This window comes from Segatella baroniae DSM 16972 = JCM 13447 (assembly GCF_000426585.1).
Classification (GTDB): Bacteria; Bacteroidota; Bacteroidia; order Bacteroidales; family Bacteroidaceae; genus Prevotella; species Prevotella baroniae.
Window position 1 is genome coordinate 13,153 of sequence record NZ_AUFQ01000004.1, and the last position, 26,190, is coordinate 39,342.

Genomic DNA, 26,190 nt, shown 5'->3' on the forward strand with positions numbered 1-26,190 from the left:
AACTAAAAAAAATGTTATTCGCGTTTCAAGAACGCCAACCTGTCGCGCAAATAGAGCAGCGCCTTGTAGATGTGGACGTCGACCGTGCGGACTGAAACATCCATGACTTCGGATATTTCCTTGTTTTTCATGCCGTGCAGGTAGCTCATCACAAAGGCCTGGCGCCGCTTGTCGGGCAGTTCGGAGATGGCGGCTTCGATTTGTCCGCGCAGTTCCTTGCTTTCAACATGGCGCATCACGTCGTTGAGTTCTGGCCTGTAGAAGTCCATCCTGCGGGCTTCCAAGTCCTTATGCGCCTCGCTGTACCCCTTCACGACAGCCCTGTGCTTCATCAGGTTGAGTGCTCTTGTATAGACGGTCTTGTAGAGAAACGCCTTCATGTGGTCGGTGTCGGACATGCTTTCGCGCCGCTTCCACAGTTCGACAAAGGCCTCCTGCACAATGTCTTTCACGTCGTCATCGTCTACCAAATGTGCTGCATAATAAGCCATGCCGGGATAAAACTCCCTGAAGACCAGCCTAAATTCATCTTCTGTCATTTCCATTGATCATGCACACGATTAGAGATTTTGATGAGTAAAGTTACTCATTTCGGACGAAAACGCCATCCAAGTCCTTCTAATTTAGTATTTTTAACGATAAAACAAATGGGGAATGTGGAATGAGGAATGTGAAATGTGAAGTTTGAAATGTGCAATGGGGAAAGTGTAAAGGCAGGTGGAAAGAAAAGCAGGAGCTGCCTGTCCATATTGTAGCAGCAGCCTTTCCACGTCGCAGAAGCAGGCCTTTTACGTCGCAAAAGCAGGCCGGTTACAAGCTAAAAGCAGCCCTTTTAGCTTGCAAAAGGACTGCTTTCAGAAAACGTGGGGCGTGCCCCTGTCAATCATTCCTCGAAAACGAGGTTTCAACTTACTTGTAAAGCTTCATCTCAGAGACGAAGACCGGATTGTTTTCCTGGGTAGACGAGAATGTAGAAATTGTACGAATGCCCAGAAACTTGACCGTTTGCGCGGAATAGAACACGATGTTCCACGGCTCCTGAGCTGCCGTCGGACGGAAAGGACAGGTGGCGAAACCCAGACGGAAATAGTTTTCTCCATCATTGGAACCAAGAATTTCCACTTCTTTCATGAAGAAATTGAAAAGGCGTTCGCCCCAAACCATTCCGGCAGGTGTAAGCTGAATGGCTGCGATAGGTGCCTCCGCATGCAGGTTGACACGCAACCAGTCTTGCTTGTCTGTACCAATGAGAGACCTTCCAAATGTTATCTTGTCATTATCACTCAAATCGTTGGATGGTCCGTACGGTGTCTGTACGTCATAGTCCTTGACATCGATCTGCTTCAGGTCGTCAACCTTGCCGCTCGGGTTCACCCAACGCACTTCTTTGTTCAATTCCCATTTGAAGGTATTGTATTTCTCGCTGGTCTTGACACCATCGGCACTGTCGAAAGAGAAGGCTGTCAGGCCGTGCGTGCCCTCTTTCAAGTTAAGCAACGCCTTCGACTTGTCGTTCAAAACCACCACGAAAGGCTCGTCAGACTGCAACTTTCCTTGCTTCACTGTCACCGTCGTGCACTCCAACTTGTAGGCCTCATCGCCCACCACCTGGGCATTTTCAGTCTCAGACTGGGTAAGCCTGGCGTTGTCCACCTTGAGATTGAAGGTCAAGTCCTTGTCAGCAACCGCCGTCAAACGCACATGTACCCGCATTGTATCGCCCGGAATCTCAAGGTTTGTCGAAGTTCCGGCCTGGGCATAGAGGGTCTTCATCGCATTCTTCGGATTGTAAAGATTGTTGTCGATATAAGCCACCGTCTTGTTGTCGTTGTCCTCCGAAGGATAGAGCGTCGAACCGACTTCCGGCTCACTCTGGCAGGCGGTCAGGGCCAAGGGCAGCAATAGTGCTGCCGACAAGGCCTTGAGTGTATTCTGTATGTTGTTTGTTTTCATTTTGATTATTGCTTACAAGATTTTATTTACCATCGATTCTCACGTTTTGTTCCCATTGAATACCACCATTGCCGTCAGCTTTGGCCGTGTTACCGTTCTTTGTCGCGTCTTTGAAAGTATCGCCGCTGCCCTCATTGAACTTGAAATAAGCAAAGAGACCGGGGGAAGCCGGGTCGACTGCATACATGTTGTTGACAATCTGCGACACGGGAAGCGCACGCTTCCAGAGGCGGCATTCGCTTACTTTCACGTTGGCTTTGAGCCATTGCGGACGTTCGTTGCTGTTGCCGAACCACACGTTGTTCTTTCTGATCTTGGTCACCTTGCCCGGCAGAGGCACGCTGTTGTCAAGTACGCCGTTGACATAGAGCTTCAACGAAGAGCCTGAACAAACGATGGCGATGTGGTACCAGGTATTCGTAGAGAACTTCATGTTGCTGTTGAGCTGCTGTCCCTGGGTCTTGATATTCATGCGGTTGCCCTCGATAGGGGCGTCGCCGAAGCGCGAGAAGATTTCTCCGTCGTCCGCGCCCCAGCCGCAGAAGAGCTGCTGGTTGTTCTTTTCACCAAGATGGGTGCCCAGATCACTGATGTTGACGCAGTACTCCACGCTCCACTCGGTGAGCTCCAAGTCTTCTTTCAGTTCAAATTTAATCACGTTGTCCTTGTTGTATGTCGGCACAGGCTGGCGCACAACATTGTCAAAAAGATAGACGATGGAGCCGCCCGAAGCCAACACTTCCTTCTTTCCGTCTTTGCTGACGAGCTTCAACGGCAGAGCCAGCTTGACCGCGGCTTTCTTCTGTTCTTCCGTGAAAGGCTTCACCTTGATGTCTACCAAGGCCGACTGGCTCTCGCCTTTAGCTATCTTGATGTCCTTTGCAGACAAGGTATAACCGGTCTGGTCCATCACTTTGTAACTGGTGAAATTGTCCTTGTTGTAACGGTCGAGGGCCTCCTGGTCGATGACCAGACCGAAAGAGCAGTCCTCACCGGTGGGTGCCGAGAGCTGCACCTTGAAGCTGGCGGTCGTCTCTCCCTTGTCTTCCACCACCACCTTGCGGCTGGTATTGCCGTTGGTCTTGGTCTGGTCGATGAACGCCTGGTCTTCGAGTGCGGTGTATTTGGCGTCCTCACACGATGTGGCTGTCATGATTCCCAATGCGCAAAGGGCCAGAATTGTCTTATGATAGAAAAATTGACGCATGTTTCTTTCTTGTTAATCGATTATTTATTGTTAGGATTTTGCAGTTGGATGGCTGCGCGCAGACAGGGATAGGTATTGATAGTTCCCTCCTTGTCGTATTCATATTCCATGTGGAAAGTGCCGAGACCGCCCTTCCGATAGGTCACGCCGTTGATGGTGGGATTCCACAAAGCGTAGGCTATCACGCTGCGGGCGCCCCAGTATTGCTCGTTTTCGGGCAGTTGATAAACCTGTCCGGTGTTGATGTTCGTGCTGGTTGTCACCCACCGCAACATGTTGGCGGCAGCCAGTCCGTCATAGTCGTGCCGGTGTTGCTGTCCTACGGCCAACTTGATGCGCAGGCTTTCGATGTTAGCACCGTCCTCGAAGTTCTCAGTCATAATAATCTTCTTGCAGAGCTGCTCGGGTGTCATGACATTCTTGTAGTGCTGATACTGCGTATCAAAACGTCCTTGGAAAGACGACGCGTCCTTATAGCCAGAGTTGCTGTTGTGGTAAACCTGTAGGATAAAGTAGTCGAAACAGTCGTGCATCTTGGCCTCGATAGCCTCCGGCATACCGTCGACAACGAGCAGCTTGCCTGTGCCCGAGCGCGGCCCCAGTTCCTTGGAGAGCAATTCGATGAAGTAACTCATCATGCCTTGTGCTTTCCACAGTTCTTCCTGGGGCTGGAATCCAATCTGAGGAATATACGGTTCAGCGTCGAAATCAAAGCCGTCGTAGTTGTACTTGGCAATAGTATCAAGGATGGCGCGGGCATATTTCTCCACAGCTTTCTTCTGTTGCTCGGGTTCATAGCCCCATCCCCAGAACTCGTGGCGGAAGTTTTTGCCGGGATTCTTTTCTTTCCAACCGGCCGGCTCCTCGGGTGTGAGCTGGTCGCCAATGTCATGTATCTGCCAGCAGATGAGCACTTTGGTGCCTTTTTTCTCCTGAACGAACTTCAAATCTTCCTTCTGCGACTCGGTGGGATTCTTCCAGTTGCCCCACAGCGACACGAAGTCGACGCTGTCGGGGAGACCCGCGAGCGAACTTTTCAACGACGCGCTGCGCCCCGTCCAGCCACCAAACCAGCCCATCGCTACGGGATGGTCGCTCTTCTTGTAGTCGCGGAGCCGCGCATAGTAGGCTTCGCTGCGGTTGGTCACGGTCAGATTGGCCGGATCCTTGATTTCCGTGTCGAGGGCGTCGCTACACGCGGTCATGCTCAGAATGACGCCGGCGGTCAACAGAACTTTCTTATATAGCTTCTTCATTTCTATTTTCGTTATGATATAAGTTACTTGGAATGTTTCGCTCTCTGCCACCACATCATGGTAGCGTAGTCGTCTTTGCCGCCCAAAAGCAGCTTGGCCTTCTCCAGATTCTCGGGATTCTCCGTAATTTCGGTACTGGAGAACGGAATGCGATTGGGCACATTCATGTTGTAGGAGCCTGTTCCCTGCTCCACGGGGAACACCTTCGGATAGCCCGTTCGGCGTATTTCGTTCCATGCCTCCTGCCCGTCGGGGAAGAGCGCAATCCACTTCTGCACAATCAGACGCTCCAGTTTCCGTTCTTCCGAGTCGTTGTCCTGCCACATGACGGTGATGTTGCTCACCGCAGGGGCATTGCTTCCGAAGCCACCTTCGGCGTCGTTGTAGGAACCAGGTTGGCGCCAACCGTTCCAGATATACTCACTGGCGTCACCGGCTCCCCACTGCTTGAACGAAAGGCGTATGCCTTCTTCGTACCATTCACGTGCGGAACGGCCCATGTTGGCCCAGCCCGCCATGGCCCCTTCGGCCCGACAGAAAGCCATTTCAGCGGCGGTGAGCCAGACACCGCGGGTGTTGGTCTCCACATTGGCGGCCGAATAGATGGGCGTAGCCACCGACTTGTTGCCAATCTTAGCACCGGCCCGACAGCCGACGATGGCTCTTCCACCTGCCGGACGCTTCTCCACGTCCTTGAAATACTTCGTCAAGCGCGGGTCATTATAGCCGTTCATATAGCTCTCGATGTCGGCGCAGGCACGGCTGTCGCCCCACTCCACGGAAGTCTTGTGCAGTCCCAGCGGTACGTAAGCGATGGTACAGTTCTGGTCGTTCTGCTCAATGACACCCGCGGCAACGGCTTCCTCGCCATACTTCTCGGCCTTCTCGGGGTCGGCGAAGCGCATGCGGATGGCCATACGGAGCTTCAGCGAATGGGCAAAGCGGCGCCAGTTGGCCATCTTTCCGCCATAAACCTTGTCATACATGGCGCTAACAACCAGGCCTTCGTTGCCTGCCATCGCCGTCTTCAGTATCTCCGAAGCCTCGTCGAGGTCGGCAATCAGCTTGTTGTAGATGGCTTCCTGCGACGAATAGGCATTGGCGTCCTTCTCCAAACCGATGGGGAACGGGCCGTACTTGTCGGTCAGCCGCAGATAGCCCTGTGCCCTGAGGATGAGCGCCCACGCATAGTTGATGTCCTTGCGGCCCTCGCCGAGACGCTCAATCTCCTTGAACGCCGACACGAACTTGGGCGTGATGTTCTTGAAAGGCCAGTTCACCCAGCCCGCCGGAGCGTTCATGGTGGCGAAGTTGGCGCTGTTGAACCCGTGGTTCACATAGGTGAAATAGCGTCCGAGATAGTTTCCGATGAGGTCTTCGTCCATCTGATAGGCGTTCTCCTGCTCCGGGAACACGGCATTCTGCATCTGTACAAGGAAAGAACCTACGGTATAGTTGTCCCGTCCCAGCTCTTCAGCCGAGGTGGCGTTGCCCGGACGGTTGGCTTCTTCAAAGCCAGCCGTGCACGACGAGAGGCTTCCCAGGCCCATCAAGGCAATCAAACTGATGGCGGCTGCGCCACGAATATGTTTTTTCATCATTGTCATGATTTCTAAATTACTGTTTTACATGTTAGAATTTCACGTTCACGTTGAAGCCCAAGGAGCGGAGACTGGGCTGCATGAAGTAGTCGAATCCCTGGTAATAGGTGCCTGTGGAGGCTGTCGACTCTGGGTCGAACGGCGCCTTCTTGTAGAGCATGAAGAGGTTGTGGGCCGTCAGTCCGAGGGTCACGCGCACGGTCTTGAGCAGGCTCTTGGGCAGCGTGTAGCTGAGATGGGCCTCTTGCAAGCGGGCGTTGGTGGCGCTGTAGATGTATTCCGACCATATCGGATTGCCGCCACCGACCACGGCGTAATAGCCTTCGGCGTCGACCTTGCCGCTGTTCACGGCGATACCGCCGTTGTCGCGGGCCTTGGCGGAAGCCTTCGACACGCCAAACTGGTCGAGATAGGCCTGCGTCTGGCTCATCACAATGCCGCCCAGACGGGCCGTGAGGAGGAAGCCGAGGGTCACACCCTTGTAGGAGAACTCGTTGGAGAAACCGAGATTGCCCTTCGGAAGCACCGAACCGCGGTAGACGGGGTTGGTCAGTGTGCGCTGCATCACGTTGCCGGTCTTGTCGAGCGCGATGTTGCCGTCGGCGTCATACTTGAAGTCTGTCGTGGTATAGACGTCTCCCATCGTCCCTCCCTTTCGCAGAATGAGGTCGATTCCGTTGAGTCCGCCCATGTTGAGAGTCTCCTTCGGGTCGTCCAAAAGCTGGATGATCTTGTTCTGGTTGGCGCTGTAGGTGAACGTGGTGTTCCACTCGAACGCGCCCCAGGCCTTGTTGTAGCCGAGCGAAAGTTCGATACCACGGTTGCGCACGTTACCCGTCTGGATGTATTCGTGGTCATATCCCTGCGCCGTAGGGATGGAACGGAGGAACGTCTGCTTGCGGGTGTTGGAGTGATAGAGGGTTACGTCGAGCGTCAGCGCGTTGTCGAAGAAGCGTGCGGTCAGTCCGGCTTCCCAGGAATCGGTGCGCTCGGGATAGAACGTGTCGGGGAACTTGTAGGTCACGGTGCCGTAGGTGCCCGACGAGGGGTTGTACTTGTAACGCCACATGGAGGAGATGTTGGGCTTGATGGCCGAACCTACGGAGGCCCAGGAGCCGCGAACCTTCATGTAGTTGATGAACTTCGGCAGTTTGACCATCTGCGAAATGACGGCCGACATGCCCACCGATGGGTAGAAGAACGAGCTGTGGGCGGTGCCATGGAGGGCCGAATCCCAGTCGTTGCGGCCGGTGAGGGTCATGTAGAGCATGCTGCGCCAACCGAGTTCGACGTTGGCGAACAAGGAATTGATGTAGTGCTTGTTCAGGTCGAAGATAGGTCTGTTGTCGTTGGTGACCTGACTGTAGTCGATGGCGTTGGGCGAGAAGACGTTGGACGGAGCCTTCAAACCGCCCTGAAAACCAGTCACGTCATACTTGGTGCGTGAGAAAGAACCGCCGATGTTGGCCCCGATACTGAACGTTTCCCAGGTCTTGTTCACGTTCGCCATCAAGTCGCCGTAGAGGTTTTGGTCGTTGATCTTGTCGTAACCGTAGTACCCGTAGTCGGAATGGGCGAAGAGATTGATGGTCGAGGCGTAGCGTTTGTCCTCCTGCTTGGTGGCCGCATCGTCCCAGCGCAGACGGCCGGTGAGGTCGATCCAGTCGGCAAGCTGATACTTCAAGCTGCCGTTCACCATGTAGCGGCCTTTCTTGTTGGTGCGAACCATGCGCTTGGCCACCCAGTAAGGGTTCTGCATGCTGAGCGCGTCGCCGAAGTTCCAGTTCTGCTTGTAGAGCTTTCTGTTGGGGTCCCAAAGCTCGAACGTGCGCACCGCGTCGAAGCTTTCGCCCCGCGGGAAGAGGTAGACGGCCGTGAGCGGGTTGAAATATTCACCCTGCGCGGTCATGTTGCGGTCGTTCTCCAGAATGTAGTTGAAACCGAAATCGAGCGTCATCTTGTCGTTCAGGAAGCTCGTCGTGTTGCGGAAAGTGAAGTTGTAACGGTTGTAGGCGTTGTTGGGTATGAGCCCCTTGGCATTCGTTGTGCCCAACGAAATGTAGGTTTGGTTCTTGTCAGTGCCCGTCGTCAGCGACACATTGTTCTGTATATTGGTTCCCGTATTGAAGAAATCCTTGGGATTGTAGGTGCCGAACTGCGACGTCTTCTTGTCTCCCCATGACATCACTTCATTGGATCTGTTGACGTAAGAGGTCTGGAACTCGGGCATGATGAACGGCCGGGAGAACTGCGTGCTGTTGGAGATGGTCACGCTGACCTTGCCCTCCTTGCCCTTCTTCGTGGTGATCATGATGACACCCTGTGCGGCGGCGGAACCGTAGAGCGCGGCGGCGGCAGGACCACTGAGCACCGAAATACTCTCGATGTCCTCGGGGTTGACGTCGGCAATGCCCTCGGAGCCCGGCTGGGAGGAGTATCTTCCGCCCGTAATCTCGCCCTGGCTGCGGTCGGTCACGGGGATACCGTCGATGACAAACAGCGCCTGGTTGCTCTGGGTGATGGACTTTGGGCCACGCATCACGACGCGCGTGGCGCCACCCATGCCCGCCGACGAAGCGTTGATGTTGACACCGGCCACCTTGCCGCTGAGCGAGTTCATGAAGTTGGCGTTCTTCACGGTGTTCACGTTGTCGCCGCCGAGCTTCTGCACGTTGTAGCTCAAGGCCTTCTCCGAACGCTTGATACCCAGTGCCGTCACAACGACATCGTTGAGGGTGTGGCTCTCCTCCTTCATCATTACGTCGATCTTGCCGCGCTGTTTCTGCTCCACCTGCTGCGTGCTGTAGCCGATGTAGGAGAAGACGAGCGTGGGATTGGCCTCTTCGGTGGTGAAGGAATAGCGGCCGTCGAGGTCGGTCACCGTACCCTGCGAGGTGCCTTTCACCTGGACGCTCACGCCGATGAGCGGCTCGCCGCTGGCGTCTGTCACCGTGCCTTCCACCACATGCGGGGCCACGGTCTTCTTTTGCTGCGGCTTCTGTACGGCGTTCTTCCCGTCTTTAGACAGATAGACCACGTTGTCGACAATGCGATAGCTGATACCGGTGCCCGCGAAGAGCTTGTCGAGAATGCTCTTGAGCGATTCGTTCTTGGCCTGAACCGCGTTCACTTCGACCTTCGCCAAGGCGTCGTTGTAGAAGAAACGATACTTGGACTTGTCTTTCAATTGTTTAATCACTGTTTCGAGCTTGGCGCGTTGCGTGGAAAAGCTGACCTGGGCCCAGCTCCGCTGCATCGGAACGCAGAGGAGGAAGAGTACCAGAATAGCCTTGCACAACGTCAAGCCATGTTCATAGTGCTTCTTGTCCATGGTTGGATACGAAATTAAAATGTTTAAGTTATTAATGTGTAATTTGAATCTCACTACTATAACTCATAACAACACACCATCGAAAATTACGTATTCGATTGTAATAATAATTTAATTTTATTGCAAAAAAACATCTTGACCGCCTTCAATCCCCCGTTTTCCCCCACCGCTGCGCCGCTTCGACCACCCCGTTGCTGCAAGACCGTTTTGCAAAAGCAGCCCTTTCACGACCTCAAAGCTGCCCTTTCAGCGGCTGAAAGGGCAGCTTTGAGCTTGTAACCGGCCTGCTTTTACAGGCTGAAAGTGGCCTTTTGGCGTTTCGTGGCGGCGCGGCGTGTAGGCCGTCGTTGGGCGGCGAGCGATCACGGATGGCGGACGACGCGCTTGTCGAGGGCGAATAAGCGGCATGTTTGCATTGTTTTGGCTCAAATATTTTGTCTTTCGGCAAGTTGTTCGTATATTTATGCCCGAAATCTAAACCGCTAAAGTTTTATATCCACAATAAGTATGGTCCAGGAAAAACAAATCATTGAGTGCGTTCCCAACTTCAGTGAAGGACGCAACAAAGAAGTAATCAAGCAAATTACCGACGAAGTAGAGCGTGTAAAGGGTGTCAAGCTGCTCGACGTAGACCCGGGAGAGGCCACAAACCGCACCGTCGTGACCTTTGTCGGCGAGCCGCAGGTGGTTGTCGAGGCCGCTTTCCGCTGTGTGAAGAAGGCGGCGCAGCTCATCGACATGCGCCAGCACCACGGCGCGCATCCCCGCATGGGCGCAACGGACGTATGCCCGCTCATCCCAGTGGCCGGAATCACGCTGGAGGAGTGTGCGCGGCTGGCCCGTCAGCTGGCGGAGCGCATTGCCGCCGAACTGAAAGTGCCTTGCTATTGCTATGAGGCTGCCGCCGCAACGCCCGAGCGCAAGAACCTTGCCGTCTGTCGGAAAGGCGAATACGAGGGGCTTCCCGAGCGGATGACAAGCCCCGCCGACGCACCCGACTATGGTGCCCGTGCGTGGGACGAGCAGCTGGCCCGCACGGGTTGCACCGCCGTGGGCGCGCGTGACTTCCTCATCGCCACTAACTTCAACCTCAACACCACCTCCACGCGCCGTGCCAACGCCATCGCCTTCGACGTGCGCGAGAAAGGACGCCCGCAGCGGGAGGGCGGTTCGCCCGTGGGCAAGCCGATGAAGGATGCCGCCGGCAAGACCATCATGATACCGGGCACGCTGAAAAGCACCAAGGCCATCGGATGGTTCATCGACGAGTATGGCATTGCGCAGGTGTCGATGAACATCACCGACATCAATGTCACGCCGCTCCACGTGGCCTTCGACGAGGTATGCCGTTGCGCGCAGAATCGTGGAATCCGTGTGACGGGCACCGAAATCGTAGGGCTCATACCGAAGCGGACGCTCATCGAGGCGGGCAGATATTTCCTGAAGAAGCAGAACCGTTCGACGGGTATTCCGGAAGAAGACATCTTGAAGATTGCCATCAAGTCGATGGGACTCGACGACCTGAAGCCTTTCAACCCGCGCGAGAAGGTCATCGAGTATCTGTTGGAGGACGCCCACAAGAGCAAGAAGCTCATCGACCTCACCGTGAAGGGCTTTGCCGACGAGACGTCACGCGAGTCTCCGGCCCCCGGCGGCGGCACCATATCGGCCTATATGGGTGCGCTCGGCGCCGCGCTAGGCACGATGGTGGCCAATCTCTCCAGCCACAAGGCCGGATGGGACGACCGATGGGAGGAGTTCAGTACTTGGGCAGAGCGTGGCCAGGCCATCCAGGCCGAGCTGATGACGCTCGTCGACGAAGACACCGAGGCCTTCAACCGCATCATGGCGGCCTTCGGATTGCCCAAGGGCACGGACGAAGAGAAGGCGGCGCGCACGGTGGCCATCCAGGAAGCCACCCTCTTTGCCACGGAAGTGCCGCTCCATACGATGCAGGCGTCGATCAAGGTCTTTGAACTGTGCCGTGCCATGGCCGAAGAAGGCAACCCGAACAGCGTTTCCGACGCCGGTGTGGGTGTCTTGGCGGCCCGTGCGGCCGTGCTGGGAGCCGGACTGAACGTGAAAATCAACGCGGGTGGACTGAAGGATAGGGCCGCGGCTGACCGGCTGGTGGGCCAGGCGAACGCGTTGATAGCCCAAGCCAACACGGCGGAAGCCGAGATCATGAAGATTGTCGAGGCCAAGTTATAATATAGGTACATGACCATTTTCCACCTTCAACGAACGATAACCTAAACAAAGATGAACAAAGAAGCCTTTATAGCCGACATCCGTGCCGGCATTCCCGACACGTTGCCTGAACCGCAGGCCTACGACGTCACCATCAACCATGCGCCCAAGCGCAAGGATATACTCAAGCCCGAGGAAAAGAAGCTGGCCCTTCGCAACGCGTTGCGCTATTTTCCCAAGAAGTTTCACGCCACGCTGGCACCCGAGTTTGCCGAAGAACTGCGTCAATACGGCCGTATCTATATGTACCGTTTCCGTCCCACCTACGAGATGTATGCCCGTCCGATCGACGAATATCCGCACAAGTCGCGGCAGGCGGCGGCCATCATGATGATGATTCAGAACAATCTTGACAAGGCTGTGGCGCAACATCCGCACGAACTGATTACCTATGGCGGCAACGGCGCGGTGTTCCAAAACTGGGCACAATACCGTCTGACGATGAAATACCTCAGCGAGATGACCGACGAGCAGACTCTCGTCATGTATTCGGGCCATCCGCTCGGCCTGTTTCCCTCGCACAAGAATGCGCCGCGCGTGGTGGTGACCAACGGAATGGTCATTCCGAACTACTCGAAGCCCGACGATTGGGAGCGTGACAACGCCCTCGGGGTCAGCCAGTACGGCCAGATGACGGCCGGTTCCTACATGTATATCGGCCCGCAAGGTATCGTCCACGGAACGACCATCACCGTCCTGAACGCCGCCCGCAAGCGGTTGAAGGCCGGTGAGACCAGTATCAAGGGCATGCTGTTCGTCACTTCCGGACTGGGGGGCATGTCCGGCGCGCAACCCAAGGCCGGAAACATCGCCGGCGTGGTCAGCATTACGGCCGAAATCAATCCGCTGGCGGCGCAGAAACGCTACGACCAAGGATGGGTGGACGAACTCCACACCTCGCTCGACGAGCTTGTTCCCGCCGCGTTGAAGGCTGTCGAGGAGAAGCGCACGGTGTCCATGGCCTACGTGGGCAACGTGGTGGACCTCTGGGAACGGCTCGCGGAGGAGGACATGCACGTGGATTTGGGCAGCGACCAGACCTCTTTGCACAACCCGTGGGCCGGCGGTTATTATCCCGTAGGCCTGACGTTGGAAGAGTCAAAGCGCATGATGGCGGAGGAACCGACGCTGTTCAAGGAAAAGGTTCAGGCGTCGTTGCGTCGCCAGGTGGCCGCCATCAACCGGCTGACAGCCCGCGGCATGTACTTCTTCGACTATGGAAACGCCTTCCTCTTGGAGTCGAGTCGCGCGGGAGCGGCCATCGTCAACGACGACGGAACTTTTCGTTATCCTTCTTATGTGCAGGATATCATGGGCCCGATGTTCTTCGATTACGGCTTCGGACCGTTCCGTTGGGTTTGCTCTTCGGGCGACCCGAAGGACCTGGAGACCACCGACCGCCTCGCCACCGAAGTGCTGGAGGAGATTCGCAAGACGGCCACGCCCGACATCATCGGCCAGCTCGACGACAACATCCTTTGGATAAAGGAGGCCGGCAGGAACCATCTGGTGGTGGGCTCGCAGGCCCGCATTCTCTATGCCGACGCGGAAGGACGCACGAAGATAGCCCTGGCGTTCAACGAAGCGATACGCAAGGGAGAGATTTCGCGCCCCGTCGTGCTCGGTAGAGACCATCACGACGTGTCGGGAACGGACTCTCCGTTCCGTGAAACGTCCAACATCTACGACGGATCGCAGTTCTGTGCCGACATGGCCATCCAAAACGTAATCGGCGATTCGTTCCGTGGCGCGACGTGGGTGTCCATCCACAACGGCGGCGGCGTAGGCTGGGGAGAGGTCGTCAATGGCGGTTTTGGCATGGTCGTGGACGGCACTGACGAGGCCGAACGCCACATTCGGGAAATGCTTTTCTGGGATGTGAACAACGGAATAGCCCGTCGCAGCTGGGCCCGCAACGCGGGATCGATGGACGCCATCAGGCGGGAGATGGAGCGCACGCCCAGCCTTCGCGTCACGCTTCCCAATCTCGTGGACGACGAAATCATCAATACGACATTCCAATAACCTTGATTCGTTTTCCTAAAACATTGCTTACAAGACTATGAAAGAGATTCATCAAATCAGTGCCGGGCACCTGTCGATAGAGCAGATAGGTGAAATCATCGAGAAAGGCACCAAGCTCGAACTGTCGGAAGACGCACGACATCGCATCGTTCGGTGCAGGGAATATCTCGACAACAAGATAAAAGAGTCCGACAAACCCATCTATGGCGTGACGACCGGCTTCGGTTCGCTCTGCAAGATATCCATCGGCAAGGACAGTCTGTCCCAGTTGCAGAAAAACCTGATGATGTCCCATGCCTGTGGCGTGGGCGAACGAGTGCCCAACGAGATAGTGAAAATCATGCTGCTGCTGAAGATTCAGTCGCTCAGCTATGGCTATTCGGGTTGCCAATTGCAGACCGTGGAGCGGCTGATAGACTTCTTCAACAACGACATCTATCCCATCGTATATATGCAAGGGTCGTTGGGCGCATCGGGAGACCTTGTTCCTTTGGCACACTTGACCCTGCCCTTGATTGGCATGGGTGAGGTGGAATACGAGGGAGAAGTCGTCTCCGGCGCGGAGATGTTGGAGAGAATGGGCTGGCAGCCCATCCAACTCGTCTCAAAAGAGGGACTTGCCCTGCTCAACGGAACGCAGAACATGAATGCCTTTGCCGTGTGGGCGCTCCTGCAAAGTGAGCGTCTGAGCGATTGGGCGGACAAGATCGGCACCATGTCGCTGGAGGCCTACGACGGCAGAATCGAGCCGTTCACGCACGCCGTACACGCGGTTCGGCCGCACCAGGGGCAGATTAGGACGGCCGCGCGGATTACCGAACTGCTGGAAGGCAGCGAACTGATCAGGCAACCCAAGGTGAATGTGCAGGATCCTTACTCTTTCCGTTGCATGCCGCAGGTGCATGGCGCCTCGAAAGACACCATCGCCTACGTGAAATCAGTGATAGACATCGAGGTCAACGCCGCCACGGACAACCCGACGGTATGCCCCGACGAGGATCTCGTCATCTCGGCGGGCAACTTCCATGGCGAACCTATCGCGCAACCGATGGACTTTCTCGCCATCGCCCTGTGCGAACTCAGCAACATTTCCGAGCGACGCATCTACAAACTCGTGTCCGGTACGCGCGACCTCCCCAGCTTCCTGGTGGCCAAACCGGGGCTGAACAGCGGGTTCATGATACCGCAATACACGGCCGCCTCCATCGTCAGCCAGAGCAAAACCTTGTGTACGCCGTCGTCGGTGGACAGCATTCCGTCGTCGCAAGGCCAGGAAGACCACGTCAGTATGGGTGCCAACGCGGCCACAAAGCTCTACCAGGTGGTGCTGAACACGGAGCGGGTGCTGGCCATCGAACTGTTCAATGCCGCTCAGGCCTTGGAGTTCCGCCGCCCGTTGAAGTCGTCTCCGGCCATCGAGGCCATCCATGGGGCTTACCGAAAGGTGGTGCCGTTCATCGACGACGATGAGTTCATGGCGCCGCACATCGCCAAATCGGTGGAATTTTTAAGAAAATGAGTTTCTCATCCTGCTTCCCCTTTCCTAACGGAGAGGGGAAGCGTTGAAAAAGAAGCAATGCTATCATGAAACAAATCGTAACAAACATAGGACTCCTTGCCGGTGTCGGACACGAAGGGAAACGATGTCTGAAGGGCAAGGAGATTGCGCAGTTGAACACCATCGCCAACGCTTATCTGGCGATGGAGGGCGGCCGGATTGCAGATTACGGAGCCATGGCGGCTTGTCCAGGCCTCGCCGGCGTGGAAGTCTTCGACGCCAAGGGCGGTGCCGTGCTTCCGTCGTGGTGCGATTCCCACACGCACATTGTATATGCCGGCAGTCGTGAGCAGGAATTTGTCGACAAGATTCGCGGTCTCAGCTATGCCGAGATAGCACAGCGGGGCGGCGGCATTCTCAACTCTGCCGACCGGTTGCATGAAATGAGTGAAGAAGAACTCTATCGACAGGCCATGAGGCGCGTGGATGAGGTGATTCGGAAGGGTACGGGATGCGTGGAAATCAAGAGCGGTTACGGGCTCAACACCGAGGACGAGCTGAAAATGCTGCGCGTCATCCGGCGTATCAAGGAGACGACGCGCCTGAAAGTGGTTTCAACTTTCCTCGGCGCGCACGCCGTTTCGCGGGCTTATAAGGGCAGACAAGGCGACTATGTGGACTTGGTTGTCAACGAAATGATACCTGCCGTAGGCGCGGAGAAGTTGGCAGACTTCATCGACGTGTTCTGCGACACGGGCTTCTTCACCCCCGAGGAGACCGCCCGCATCCTCGAAGCGGGGGCCGCCTATGGCATGCGGCCCAAGATTCATGCCGACGAACTGGCTTCGTCGGGCGGCGTGGAGGTAGGCGTGCGACACGACGCATTGTCGGTAGACCATCTGGAGAGCATGACCGAAGAGGAGATTGAACTGTTGCTGGACAGCCAGACCATCCCGACAGCATTGCCGGGAACGTCTTTTTTCCTGAACATGCCTTTCGCCTTGGGGCGCAAAATGATAGACCGTGGACTGCCGCTCGCCCTTGCCAGCGACTACAATCCCGGCTCCACACCCTCCGGTGACATGAAGTTCATCGTGTCGCTTGCCTGCATCAAGATGCGGCTGTTGCCCGCCGAGGCCATCAATGCGGCCACCTTCAACGGTGCTTGCGCCATGGGCGTGAGCGACGACTACGGTTCCATCACGCGGGGAAAGGTGGCCAACTTCTTCATCACCGACCCACTTCCTTCCATTGAATTCATCCCCTATGCCTATACGACGCCCCTTGTGCGGCGCGTATTCCTGCAAGGGGTGGAATATAAGTGAGCATTCATCCTTACATCCCCCCCACAAACCCACAACTACTACTTGTCGAGCGGTTCCGTATCAAGCCGGTCCACGTTTCCCGTGACGGGATTGAGCAACAGATGGGTGGTGAATTTCTTGCCGAAGAGTTCACCGCTCAGAGGTTCTACACGGCCAAACTGGGCGGCATAAAGCTCGAATGAGGCGTATGGTTCCGTAAAATTGAGAAGCGTTATCTTGATTTTACCGGGCAGGTTGACGGCAATGCCGCAGTCGTCCTTCGACTTCTTGCCGTCGTTCTCTACCATCGGCTTGATGGTCTGCACGGTGTGGAGGTCTTCTACCTGTGCGTAGTAGGGCGTGCCGCTGAGGTCGTCGGCGTCGACAAGGCCGTCGTGTTGCGAAAAACGGAACACAAGCGTGCGCTCGCCGTCCTTCTCGGGTGTGAAAGTCACTTCCCGTTCAAGCGTGTCGAGCACCGTCGTTCCCAGGAAAACCTGCATGAGCGCCTTCTCCTGGCGGGCCAGCTGGGCCAGCATGAGCCTGAGCTGTTCGCCGTCTTTCGGCATGAAGTCGGCTTCGCCACGCGACAGTTGGTTGCGGCTGTCGCGTATGTCCGTAATCTCTTGGGCGATGAGTTCGGCCATGCGCGGCTTGTTGGCCGCTGCCAGAATGTCTTCAGTGAAGTAGTCGTGCGGATTGTCGGCCTTCGCCTTGGGCCCGGGACGGAAAGGGAGGGCTGCCGTCGGCTTCACTGACTTGGCGTTGACAGCCATGAGCACGCCGTTTTCGTCGCGGTCGAGACTGATGATGCTGTGCTTCTTGTCAATCAGGGCCGTGAACTGCTTCGTCGAGTCGGGCAGTCCCACAGGCCGCATCGTCACACCGACAATGCGGTAGCGTGTTTCGGGTTGCGTTCCCACGTTGTCAAGCTTCATGTATCGGCCGGCGTAGTTGGCTATTTCGCCGGGCGTGTATTGGCTTTTTTCAATCAAAATATTGAACTTCACGGCAGTCTTGGGCAGGAAATAAGTGGCACCGTTGACGGGAAGTTGTGCCTTCGTGGCCGTGCTCCAGGTGGCAAGAGCGAGAAGGGCGAGGAGGTATTTCTTCATAATCGAGGTTGTAATGCGGTTTTGTGAATATGTATGGATGAGAGAAATGAGGGGACGGCCGACATCAGTCGTTGATGCGAAGGAACGCCTTGGGCAGATATTGTACAAGGTCGCCTGCGACAAGACTCTCCTTTCCCAAGTCCTTGGCAGCCATGTCGCCGGCCAATCCATGCAGATACATGCCCAGGAGGCAGGCTTCGCGCTGGTGATAGCCCCGTGCCAGCAAACCGGTGATAATGCCGGTGAGCACGTCACCCGAGCCGGCCGTGGCCATACCGCTGTTTCCTGTGGGGTTGAAAGATATATGTCCGTCGGGCTGACAGAGGGCCGAGTAATGTCCTTTCAGCAGGATGTAGACGCCATAATGCTGCGCCATGTCGCTGGCTTTCATCAGCCGGTCGTAGCAACCGTTGCAGCCTGTGCCCGTCAGTCGGTCGAATTCGGCGGGATGGGGGGTGAGAACCACACCTTGCGGCAGCTGTTGCATCCAGGCACGGTGGTTCGCCAGAATGTTGATGGCGTCGGCGTCGAGCACCACCGGGCATTGGCAGCCGCGCACCTGGGCGATCATCGCTATGGCGGTATTCTCGTTCTTGCCCAGTCCCGGGCCTATTCCGAGCGCGTCGATGTCGTCCGTATTGACGGGTTGGGAGAAGTAAGTGTCCTCCTTGTCGATACTCATGACGGCCTCGGGAACGCTCATCTGCATGATGGCATGGTTGCATTTGGGTGTATGGATGTACACCTTGCCCGCCCCGGAGCGCAGGCAGGCCCGGGTGGAAAGGGTGGCGGCGCCGCTCATGCCGTAGTTTCCAGCGATGAGCATGGCTGTCCCCATGTCGCCTTTGTGGGCGAAGTCGGGGCGTGGCAGCAGCAACGAGCGGACTTCATTCTCCTCCACAATAGTGTAATGGGCCTTTACCCGGTTGATGTATTCGGGCGAGAGGCGGATGTCGAGCACCTTCAGCCGCCCGATATACTGCTGGTTGTCGGCCATGAGCATGGACAATTTCTTCTGTTGCAGCGTCAGCGTCAGGTCGGCTTGTATGATATTGGCGTGGATGTTGTAGGTGTTGTCCTCGGTCATGAGGCCCGAAGGGATGTCGATACTCACGACCTTGCAAGGCGAGGAGTTGATGTATTTGACGAGCGAAGCAAAGCCGCCGGCCAGCGGTTTGTTGAGTCCGGAGCCGAAAAGACCGTCGACGACAAGCGTGTCTTTGTCGAGTTGGGGAGGATCGAAGTTGAGGGTGATTTCGTTGAAGGCGTGCAGCTGGTGGCAGTCGATGGCCCGTTGGCGATTGGCCGCGCAGTCAGGAGACAGATGGTTGTGTATATTAAAGAGGTAGACGCTGACCTCATAGCCTTTGACAGCCAGCATTCTGGCAACGGCCAGGGCGTCGCCGCCATTGTTGCCGGGGCCGGCGAAGACCACTACAGGTACCATTGCAGGCCATTGTTCGCAAATGGTGAAGGTGAGAGCCTTGGCCGCACGTTCCATCAAGTCAATCGAAGTGATTGGCTCATGCTCTATCGTGTAGTTGTCAAGCTCGCGAATCTGAGCACTGTTAAGTATCTTCATACTTGCAAATTTACAAAAATAATGCAAAACGCTACGGCTGTTACATGCTTTTTTCGTATTTTTGCACCAAATTATATAATCCCCCGCAATGAGTAAAATCAAAATTTTGGATAAGACGTTCAGGACGTTTATCCCCAAGGAAGAAATCCAACAGCGTGTGAAAGCCGTAGCCGAAAAGCTGAACAAGGACATGGATGGTAAGAATCCCTTGCTGCTTGCCGTGCTCAACGGCTCTTTTATTTTCGCGGCAGACCTCATGCGCAACATCACGATACCTTGTGAAATATCCTTTGTCAAACTCGCTTCATATCAGGGAACGACGTCTACCGGGAAGATTAAGGAGGTGATAGGATTGAACGAAGACTTGACCGACAGAACGGTGGTCATCGTTGAGGATATCATCGATACGGGTTCCACGATGAAGCAGATGATAGAGTCGCTGGGCACAAGGAATCCTAAGTCGGTCCACATCTGCTCGTTGCTCGTGAAGCCTGGCAAGCTGCAAGTGCCTTTGAACATTGAATATGCCGCCATGGAAATCCCCAACGACTTCATCGTAGGCTATGGGTTGGACTATGACCAGCAAGGTCGGCAGCTGGAAGACATCTACGTTCTCGACGAATAAGATTTAAATATAAAACATACAATGAAGAATATTGTGATTTTCGGAGCTCCGGGTGCCGGCAAAGGCACGCAGAGTGACAAGATGATAGAGAAGTATGGCCTGGGCCATATCTCTACAGGTGACGTGTTGCGAAGCGAAATCAAGAATGGAACGGAACTGGGCAAGACCGCCAAAGGATATATCGACAATGGTCAGTTGATACCCGACGAGTTGATGGTGAGCATTCTGGCCAATGTCTATGACGGCTTCGGGGCAGACCACAAAGGCGTCATCTTCGATGGATTTCCACGCACGACGCCACAGGCCGAAGCCCTGAAGGAGATGTTGGCAGGGCGCGGTCACAAGATTGCCGCCATGATAGAGCTGTCCGTTCCCGAAGCGGAACTGATGGCCCGGCTGATCAACCGCGGCAAGGAAAGTGGCCGAAGCGACGACAATGAAGCGACGATTAAGAAACGCCTGAACGTATATCACACGCAGACAGCCCCACTGATCGACTGGTATGAGAACGAAGGCGTGCACCACCATGTGGAGGGTTTGGGCACTGTGGATGAGATTTTCGCTCGCATCTGCAATGTGATTGACAGCCTCTAAACCCAAACGGAAGAGCTGGGCTATGGACTTTCACCATAGCCCGGCTCTTGTTTGTCTTTTGTTTTTCTCCTTATATAACCTTCCTCCCACATCGTTTATCCTCATATATGGAAAGTAATTTCGTCGACTACGTTAAGATTTATTGCCGCTCGGGCAAGGGTGGCAGAGGCTCCATGCACCTGCGCCACGTGAAATATCAGCCCCACGGCGGTCCGGATGGCGGCGACGGCGGGCATGGAGGTAACATCATCCTTCGTGGCAACCATAATTTCTGGACGCTGTTGCACCTGAAATACCAGCGACACGTGTTTGCCGAGCATGGCGGAAACGGCGGACGCGACAAGTGTCACGGCACGGATGGCAAGAACCAATATATAGATGTGCCGTGCGGCACCGTGGTCTATGACGCAGAAACGGGCAAGTTCGTGTGTGACGTGACGCATGACGGGCAGGAGGTCGTACTGCTGAAGGGAGGACGTGGCGGCCTGGGCAATTTCCAGTTCCGCACCTCCACCAATCAAGCCCCACGCTATGCGCAGCCCGGCGAGCCGATGCAGGAGATGACCGTCATCATGGAATTGAAGCTGCTGGCCGACGTCGGACTGGTCGGTTTCCCCAATGCGGGCAAGTCGACGCTGCTGTCCGCGCTCTCAAGCGCACGGCCCCGCATCGCCAATTATCCGTTTACGACGCTGGAACCGTCGCTCGGCATCGTGGGCTATCACGACCGGCAGAGTTTCGTGATGGCCGACATTCCGGGCATTATCGAAGGGGCCAGCGAAGGAAAAGGGCTCGGACTGCGGTTTCTGCGGCACATCGAGCGCAACTCCCTCTTACTGTTCATGGTGCCGGGGGACACGGACGACATCAAGAAAGAATATGAAATACTTCTCAACGAGTTGAAGCGGTTCAACCCGGAAATGCTCGACAAGCATCGTGTCTTGGCCATTACCAAGTGCGACCTGCTGGATGAAGAGCTGATAGAGATGTTGAAAGACACCTTGCCCAATGACCTTCCGACCGTATTCATCTCGGCGGTGACGGGCCAAGGACTGCCCGAGCTGAAGGATTTGCTGTGGAAGGAATTGAACAGCGAGAGCAACAAATTGCAGGAAATCACGGCGGAAGACACCTTGGTGCACCGCGACAAGAATCTGTCGCAGTTCGCCGACGAGCTGCGCGACGAGGGAGCCGACGACGGCATCGAATATTTGGACGACGCGGAAGTGGAAGATGTAGAGGAACTGGATGATTTCGCGTATGAATAAGCCGGTCCTTCATTCCTATTCCATAGGAGAGAATGTCGTCGCGTTCTCGACAACGCGCAAGGGAGGCGTGAGCGACGGCAATCACGGAGAGCTGAACCTGAACGGTTTTTGTGGCGACGATGCACGGAAAGTCCTCATCAACAGACAGATGGTGGCGGCGGAACTGGGCATAGCCGCCGCACGCGTTTTGATACCACACCAAGTCCATGGAACCGATATCAGGCAGATAGACGAAGCATTCCTCGGGCTTTCGGAAGAAGCACAGAGGAGCTGTCTGGACGGAATCGACGGCATGATGACCAACCTGCGGAATGTCTGCATCGGCATATCGACGGCCGACTGCATTCCCGTTTTGCTGTATGACCCCGTCCATCATGCGTCGACAGCCGTCCATGCGGGCTGGCGTGGTACCGTGGCACGCATCGTCGAGCATGCGGTGGCTGAAATGCGGCGTGCTTTCCATACGTCTCCCGCCGACTTGAAGGCCGTTGTCGGCCCCGGTATCAGCCTGAAGAACTTCGAGGTCGGTCAAGAAGTCTACGACCGATTTAGCCAAGCCGGCTTCGACATGGGGCGGATAGCGGTGAAGAACCGCAAGTGGCACATCGACCTGCCGCAGTGCAATCGCCTGCAATTGATGCGATGTGGCGTCGGCGAAAGCAACATCCGTATGTCCCCGGTCTGCACCTACGACCATGTGGACGAATACTTCTCGGCCCGCAGGCTCGGCATTGATTCCGGGCGGATCTACACCGCCATCTTGTTGAAATAGCATTCATCCCATCACCTTAAACGCAACAACATGTTCCATTATCTAAGATATGCTCTGTCGACGCTGTCCTTCGTCGTGGCGATGTCCGCCTTTGCGCCGGCGAACAACCCCTTTACGGCGGCCGAGCAACAGCAGATCAGCATTGAGACCCCCGGCCTGTTTGCTCATTCCAATGCTTTTTCCATCGATTTCAGCATTCTCAACGACAAGGAATTTTCATTCCCCTTGCCCGTCGGCAAGGCCAAACTGGTGAACAACGCGCAGCTGGACATCACGACGAATCAAGGCGACGTGGTGAAGGCGATGTTCAGCGGCACGGTCAGACTGTCGCGCAAGCTGGACGGCTACGGCAATGTCGTCGTCGTCAGGCACGGCAATGGGTTGGAAACCGTTTATGGCAACAACGCGCAGAACCTTGTGAAGGTGGGGCAGTCGGTGAAGGCCGGGCAGACCATCGCCATCGTTGGTGCAGACGGGAAGCTGACTTTTGCCATCATGGTGAATGGCGGCAGAATCAATCCCGAAACCATTTTGGGAGTCAAAAGCCACAAGCTGAGACGGCAGACGCTGCTTTGCAAGAAAGGCAAGGGACGGTATGTGGACGTGTCGGTGGTGGACGGACAGGCCGAAGAGCCCGACATCGCGGATGACGCGTTTGCGGACAAGGCGCAGCTGAAGCTCGACCTGGCCGGTATCGACAAGGAGCGTTGGGCCTATCCGCTTCCGGGCAGCCACGTCATCAGCCCATATGGAGGCCGCCGTCGCCATTCGGGCGTGGACATCAAGACAAAGGCCAACGACGAAATCCTGGCCGCCTTCGACGGTATCGTCACGCTTTCGGGGCGGCATTTCGGCTATGGCAACTGCATCAGAATCAAGCATCGCTACGGCTTCGAGACCCTGTACAGCCATCAGTCGAAGAACTTCGTCAAGGTGGGACAGCGGGTGAAGGCGGGCGAAGTCATCGGACTGACGGGGCGAACGGGCAGGGCGACGACGGAACATCTCCACTTCGAGATCTCATTCAAGGGCCGACGCCTGAATCCGGCCGTCATCTTCGACCACGTGAACAAGAAACTGCAGCAGGCGACGCTGACCCTCGGCAAGAACGGAAGCCTGTCCTCAAAGAAGAATTAATATTTATTCAGACAGATATATTTATGAAAGAACTGGCATTAAAGTATGGATGTAATCCCAATCAGAAACCTTCGAGGATATTCATGGAGGAGGGCGAGCTGCCGATTGAAATCGTTTGTGGCCGTCCCGGATACATCAATTTCCTGGATGCGCTGAACGCTTGGCAGCTTGTCAGCGAGCTAAAGGAGGCCACCGGGCTTCCCGCAGCCGCGAGCTTCAAGCACGTAAGCCCGGCCGGCGCAGCCGTCGGACTGCCCTTGAGCGACACGTTGAAGAAGATATACTTCGTCGACGACGTTCCGTTCGAGCTGTCGCCGCTGGCTTGTGCATACGCCCGTGCCCGCGGCGCCGACCGCATGTGCTCTTATGGCGACTTCGTGGCGTTGAGCGACGTATGCGACGAGGCCACGGCACGGCTGATCAAGCGCGAAGTCAGTGATGGCGTCATCGCTCCGGGCTACACGCCCGAAGCCGTCGAAGTGCTGAAAGCCAAGCGCAAGGGCACGTACAATGTCATCAAGATAGACCCCGCCTACAGGCCGGCGCCCATCGAGCGCAAGCAGGTCTTCGGCATAACGTTCGAGCAGGGACGCAACGAAGTGAAGCTCGACGACCCTGCCTTGTTCGATGACATTCCCACGAAGAACAAGACTTTCACGGCCGAAGCGCGGCGCGACCTGGTGATTTCGCTCATCACCTTGAAGTACACGCAGAGCAATTCCGTATGTTACGTGAAGGACGGGCAGGCCATCGGCATCGGCGCAGGCCAGCAGAGCCGCATCCACTGCACGCGCCTGGCCGGCAACAAGGCCGACGAATGGTGGCTGCGCCAGTGTCCGAAGGTGATGAACCTGCCCTTCAGGGAAGACATCCGCCGGGCCGACCGCGACAACACCATCAACATCTATATCGGCGACGAATACGAAGACGTGCTGCAAGACGGGGTCTGGCAGCTCTTCTTCACGGAGAAACCGGAGCTGCTGACACCCGCGGAGCGGAAGGCGTGGATAGCTCGGAACACCGGGGTGGCACTGGGTTCGGACGCGTTCTTCCCCTTCGGCGACAACATCGAGCGTGCGCACAAGAGCGGAGTGGAGTACATTGCCCAGGCTGGAGGAAGCATTCGCGACGACCATGTCATAGCGACTTGCGACAAATATGGCATTGCCATGGCGTTCACCCATGTGCGCCTGTTCCATCATTGATTCGCAGAACAACGTCAAACACATCTGAAACAACAACGATATGTCCGATAATTTCGATGAAATCTTGGAAGGTGGCATTGTCTTCAGGGGCGCTCCGAAAGGCGGAGCGAAGACCGACAAAGTGAAGACCAAGGCCAAGAAGAAGAAGTATGTGACCGGGGCGCACGGCAGCGGCTCGGCCAGGCAGAAGGCGAAATACCGCGAGCAGCGGGCCAACCGTCACAAGTGAACGGCCTCCCGCGGGCTTGTGGGAAACAAAAAGAGAGACATCACCGATGCGATGTCTCTCTTTTTATGTCTTGGTCTGAAGGCAAACGCGTCATGCGTTTGGCGTTGCGGTACGCTTCTCCTTGATGCGGGCAGCCTTACCGGTGAGCTTGCGCAGGTAGTAGAGCTTGGCACGGCGCACCTTGCCACGCTTGTTGACCTCGATGGAGTCGATGTTGGGCGATTCCAGCGGGAAGATACGCTCGACACCTATCGTACCGGACATCTTGCGAACGGTGAAGCGCTTCTTGTCACCGTGGCCTGAAATCTTGATGACTACGCCACGATAGAGCTGGATGCGCTCCTTGGCACCCTCGACGATTTTGTAAGCGACAGTGATGGTGTCGCCGAATCTGAACTCCGGGAACTGCTTGCCGGTGGCAAATGCTTCTTCAGCAACTTTAATTAAATCCATTTTTTGATGATTAAATGTTGTTTGTCGTCCAACGCAACATGCCTTGCAACTCTTCTGCATGGCAGCGGTTACGCCGAAAAGCGGTGCAAAGGTACTGACTTTTCCGTCTTCTTCCAAATTTTCAGCGTGTTACTTGTCGCATTGCCCCTTATTTTTGTCGTTTTGGGGAATGTGAAGTGGGGAATGAGGAATGTGAAATTTGAAGTGTGAAATGTGTAATGTGAAGTTTGAAATGCGCAGTGTGGAATGAGGAATGTGAAGTGTGAAGTGTGGAATGAGGAATGTGAAGTGTGAAGTTTGAAATGTGCAGTGTGGAATGAGGAATGTGAAGTGTGAAGTTTAAAATGTGCAATGGGGAATGTGAAATGTGCGGTGTGAAGTTTGAAATGTGCAGTGTATGGAATGAGGATTGTGAAGTGTGAAGTTTAAAATGTGTAATGGGGAAAGTGTAAAGACAGGTGGAAAGAAAATCAGAAGCAGCCTTTCCATATTGCAGAAGCTGCCTTTCCACGTCGCAAAAGCAGTCCTTTTACAATGCAAGAGCGGCCCGTTTACAACGCCAAAGGGCAGCTTTCACGTTGCAAGAGCGACTTGTTGTAGTTGACATTAAAACGGACGCCGGTCTCAGAGCAGCGCGTTTACGTTGCAAGAGCGACCCGTTGACGTTGCAAGAGCAGCCTGTTTACAAGTTAAAAGCACCCCATTTGACAAACAAAAGTAGCCCGTTCACGCGCCCAAAGCTGCCTGTTTAATAAGCCCAAATTGGTTCATTGCAACATAACCAC

20 protein-coding genes are annotated in these 26,190 nt (G+C 55.5%); 11 read left to right on the top strand and 9 right to left on the bottom strand.

The window, feature by feature from the left end; all coding sequences use genetic code 11:
• Positions 1-14: 14 nt before the first annotated feature.
• The 6 genes from K334_RS0104410 to K334_RS0104435 all read right to left on the bottom strand — a co-directional run bounded on the left by K334_RS0104410 (position 15) and on the right by K334_RS0104435 (position 9,348).
• A complete protein-coding gene (locus K334_RS0104410) occupies positions 15-545 on the bottom strand; it encodes an RNA polymerase sigma-70 factor (RefSeq protein ID WP_025881483.1) in 531 nt (176 codons plus the stop codon).
• 364 nt (positions 546-909) lie between these two features.
• Positions 910-1,953: a BT_3987 domain-containing protein gene (locus K334_RS0104415; RefSeq protein WP_025881484.1), complete on the bottom strand. Its 1,044-nt coding sequence runs from the start codon at positions 1,951-1,953 to the stop codon at positions 910-912.
• A 22-nt stretch (positions 1,954-1,975) separates the two neighbouring features.
• Complete coding sequence (locus K334_RS0104420; protein WP_021589051.1) at positions 1,976-3,160, bottom strand: DUF1735 and LamG domain-containing protein; 1,185 nt, start codon at positions 3,158-3,160, stop codon at positions 1,976-1,978.
• 20 nt (positions 3,161-3,180) lie between these two features.
• Positions 3,181-4,416: a glycoside hydrolase family 18 gene (locus K334_RS0104425; protein WP_021589150.1), complete on the bottom strand. Its 1,236-nt coding sequence runs from the start codon at positions 4,414-4,416 to the stop codon at positions 3,181-3,183.
• Between the two features lie 23 nt (positions 4,417-4,439).
• Positions 4,440-6,017: a SusD/RagB family nutrient-binding outer membrane lipoprotein gene (locus tag K334_RS0104430; RefSeq protein WP_021589222.1), complete on the bottom strand. Its 1,578-nt coding sequence runs from the start codon at positions 6,015-6,017 to the stop codon at positions 4,440-4,442.
• Positions 6,018-6,048: 31 nt separating this feature from the next.
• Positions 6,049-9,348: a SusC/RagA family TonB-linked outer membrane protein gene (locus K334_RS0104435; protein WP_248623502.1), complete on the bottom strand. Its 3,300-nt coding sequence runs from the start codon at positions 9,346-9,348 to the stop codon at positions 6,049-6,051.
• A gap of 507 nt (positions 9,349-9,855) precedes the next feature.
• Between K334_RS0104435 and ftcD the strand changes: the two genes are divergently transcribed.
• The 4 genes from ftcD (at position 9,856) to hutI (ending at position 16,446) form a co-directional block, all read left to right on the top strand.
• The gene (ftcD, locus tag K334_RS0104440) at positions 9,856-11,559 is read left to right on the top strand and encodes a glutamate formimidoyltransferase (RefSeq protein ID WP_027444577.1); all 1,704 of its coding nucleotides are present in this window, start codon (positions 9,856-9,858) and stop codon (positions 11,557-11,559) included.
• A 51-nt stretch (positions 11,560-11,610) separates the two neighbouring features.
• Positions 11,611-13,623, top strand: a complete 2,013-nt coding sequence (locus K334_RS0104445) for a urocanate hydratase (protein WP_025881485.1) — start codon at positions 11,611-11,613, stop codon at positions 13,621-13,623.
• A 37-nt stretch (positions 13,624-13,660) separates the two neighbouring features.
• Positions 13,661-15,142, top strand: coding sequence for a histidine ammonia-lyase (gene hutH / locus K334_RS0104450; RefSeq protein WP_025881486.1), 1,482 nt, complete (start codon positions 13,661-13,663; stop codon positions 15,140-15,142).
• A gap of 65 nt (positions 15,143-15,207) precedes the next feature.
• Positions 15,208-16,446: an imidazolonepropionase gene (hutI, locus tag K334_RS0104455; protein WP_027444578.1), complete on the top strand. Its 1,239-nt coding sequence runs from the start codon at positions 15,208-15,210 to the stop codon at positions 16,444-16,446.
• 38 nt (positions 16,447-16,484) lie between these two features.
• Here hutI and K334_RS0104460 read toward each other — a convergent pair whose 3' ends face one another.
• Positions 16,485-17,540 (bottom strand): DUF4831 family protein, encoded by a 1,056-nt coding sequence (locus K334_RS0104460; protein ID WP_027444579.1) that lies wholly within the window; start codon positions 17,538-17,540, stop codon positions 16,485-16,487.
• 64 nt (positions 17,541-17,604) lie between these two features.
• Positions 17,605-19,122 (bottom strand): bifunctional ADP-dependent NAD(P)H-hydrate dehydratase/NAD(P)H-hydrate epimerase, encoded by a 1,518-nt coding sequence (locus K334_RS0104465; RefSeq protein ID WP_027444580.1) that lies wholly within the window; start codon positions 19,120-19,122, stop codon positions 17,605-17,607.
• A gap of 88 nt (positions 19,123-19,210) precedes the next feature.
• Between K334_RS0104465 and hpt the strand changes: the two genes are divergently transcribed.
• From hpt to K334_RS0104500, 7 genes are all read left to right on the top strand, one after another.
• Positions 19,211-19,747: a hypoxanthine phosphoribosyltransferase gene (gene hpt / locus K334_RS0104470; protein ID WP_021589208.1), complete on the top strand. Its 537-nt coding sequence runs from the start codon at positions 19,211-19,213 to the stop codon at positions 19,745-19,747.
• 21 nt (positions 19,748-19,768) lie between these two features.
• Positions 19,769-20,341, top strand: a complete 573-nt coding sequence (locus K334_RS0104475) for an adenylate kinase (protein WP_025881487.1) — start codon at positions 19,769-19,771, stop codon at positions 20,339-20,341.
• A 107-nt stretch (positions 20,342-20,448) separates the two neighbouring features.
• A complete protein-coding gene (gene obgE, locus K334_RS0104480; RefSeq protein WP_025881488.1) occupies positions 20,449-21,609 on the top strand; it encodes a GTPase ObgE in 1,161 nt (386 codons plus the stop codon).
• Positions 21,602-22,381: a peptidoglycan editing factor PgeF gene (pgeF, locus tag K334_RS0104485; protein ID WP_025881489.1), complete on the top strand. Its 780-nt coding sequence runs from the start codon at positions 21,602-21,604 to the stop codon at positions 22,379-22,381. The genes obgE and pgeF overlap by 8 nt, the downstream gene beginning before the upstream one ends.
• Positions 22,382-22,411: 30 nt before the next feature.
• The gene (locus K334_RS0104490; protein WP_025881490.1) at positions 22,412-23,518 is read left to right on the top strand and encodes a M23 family metallopeptidase; all 1,107 of its coding nucleotides are present in this window, start codon (positions 22,412-22,414) and stop codon (positions 23,516-23,518) included.
• A 23-nt stretch (positions 23,519-23,541) separates the two neighbouring features.
• Positions 23,542-24,723 (top strand): phosphoribosylaminoimidazolecarboxamide formyltransferase, encoded by a 1,182-nt coding sequence (locus K334_RS0104495; RefSeq protein WP_025881491.1) that lies wholly within the window; start codon positions 23,542-23,544, stop codon positions 24,721-24,723.
• Positions 24,724-24,763: 40 nt separating this feature from the next.
• Entirely contained in the window at positions 24,764-24,952 is a 189-nt protein-coding gene (locus K334_RS0104500; RefSeq protein ID WP_021589012.1) for a hypothetical protein, read from the top strand.
• Positions 24,953-25,042: 90 nt separating this feature from the next.
• Here the strand turns inward: K334_RS0104500 and rplS are convergent, their stop codons facing one another.
• On the bottom strand, positions 25,043-25,405 hold the full coding sequence (rplS, locus tag K334_RS0104505; protein WP_021589098.1) for a 50S ribosomal protein L19: 363 nt from the start codon (positions 25,403-25,405) through the stop codon (positions 25,043-25,045).
• Positions 25,406-26,190 lie beyond the last annotated feature (785 nt).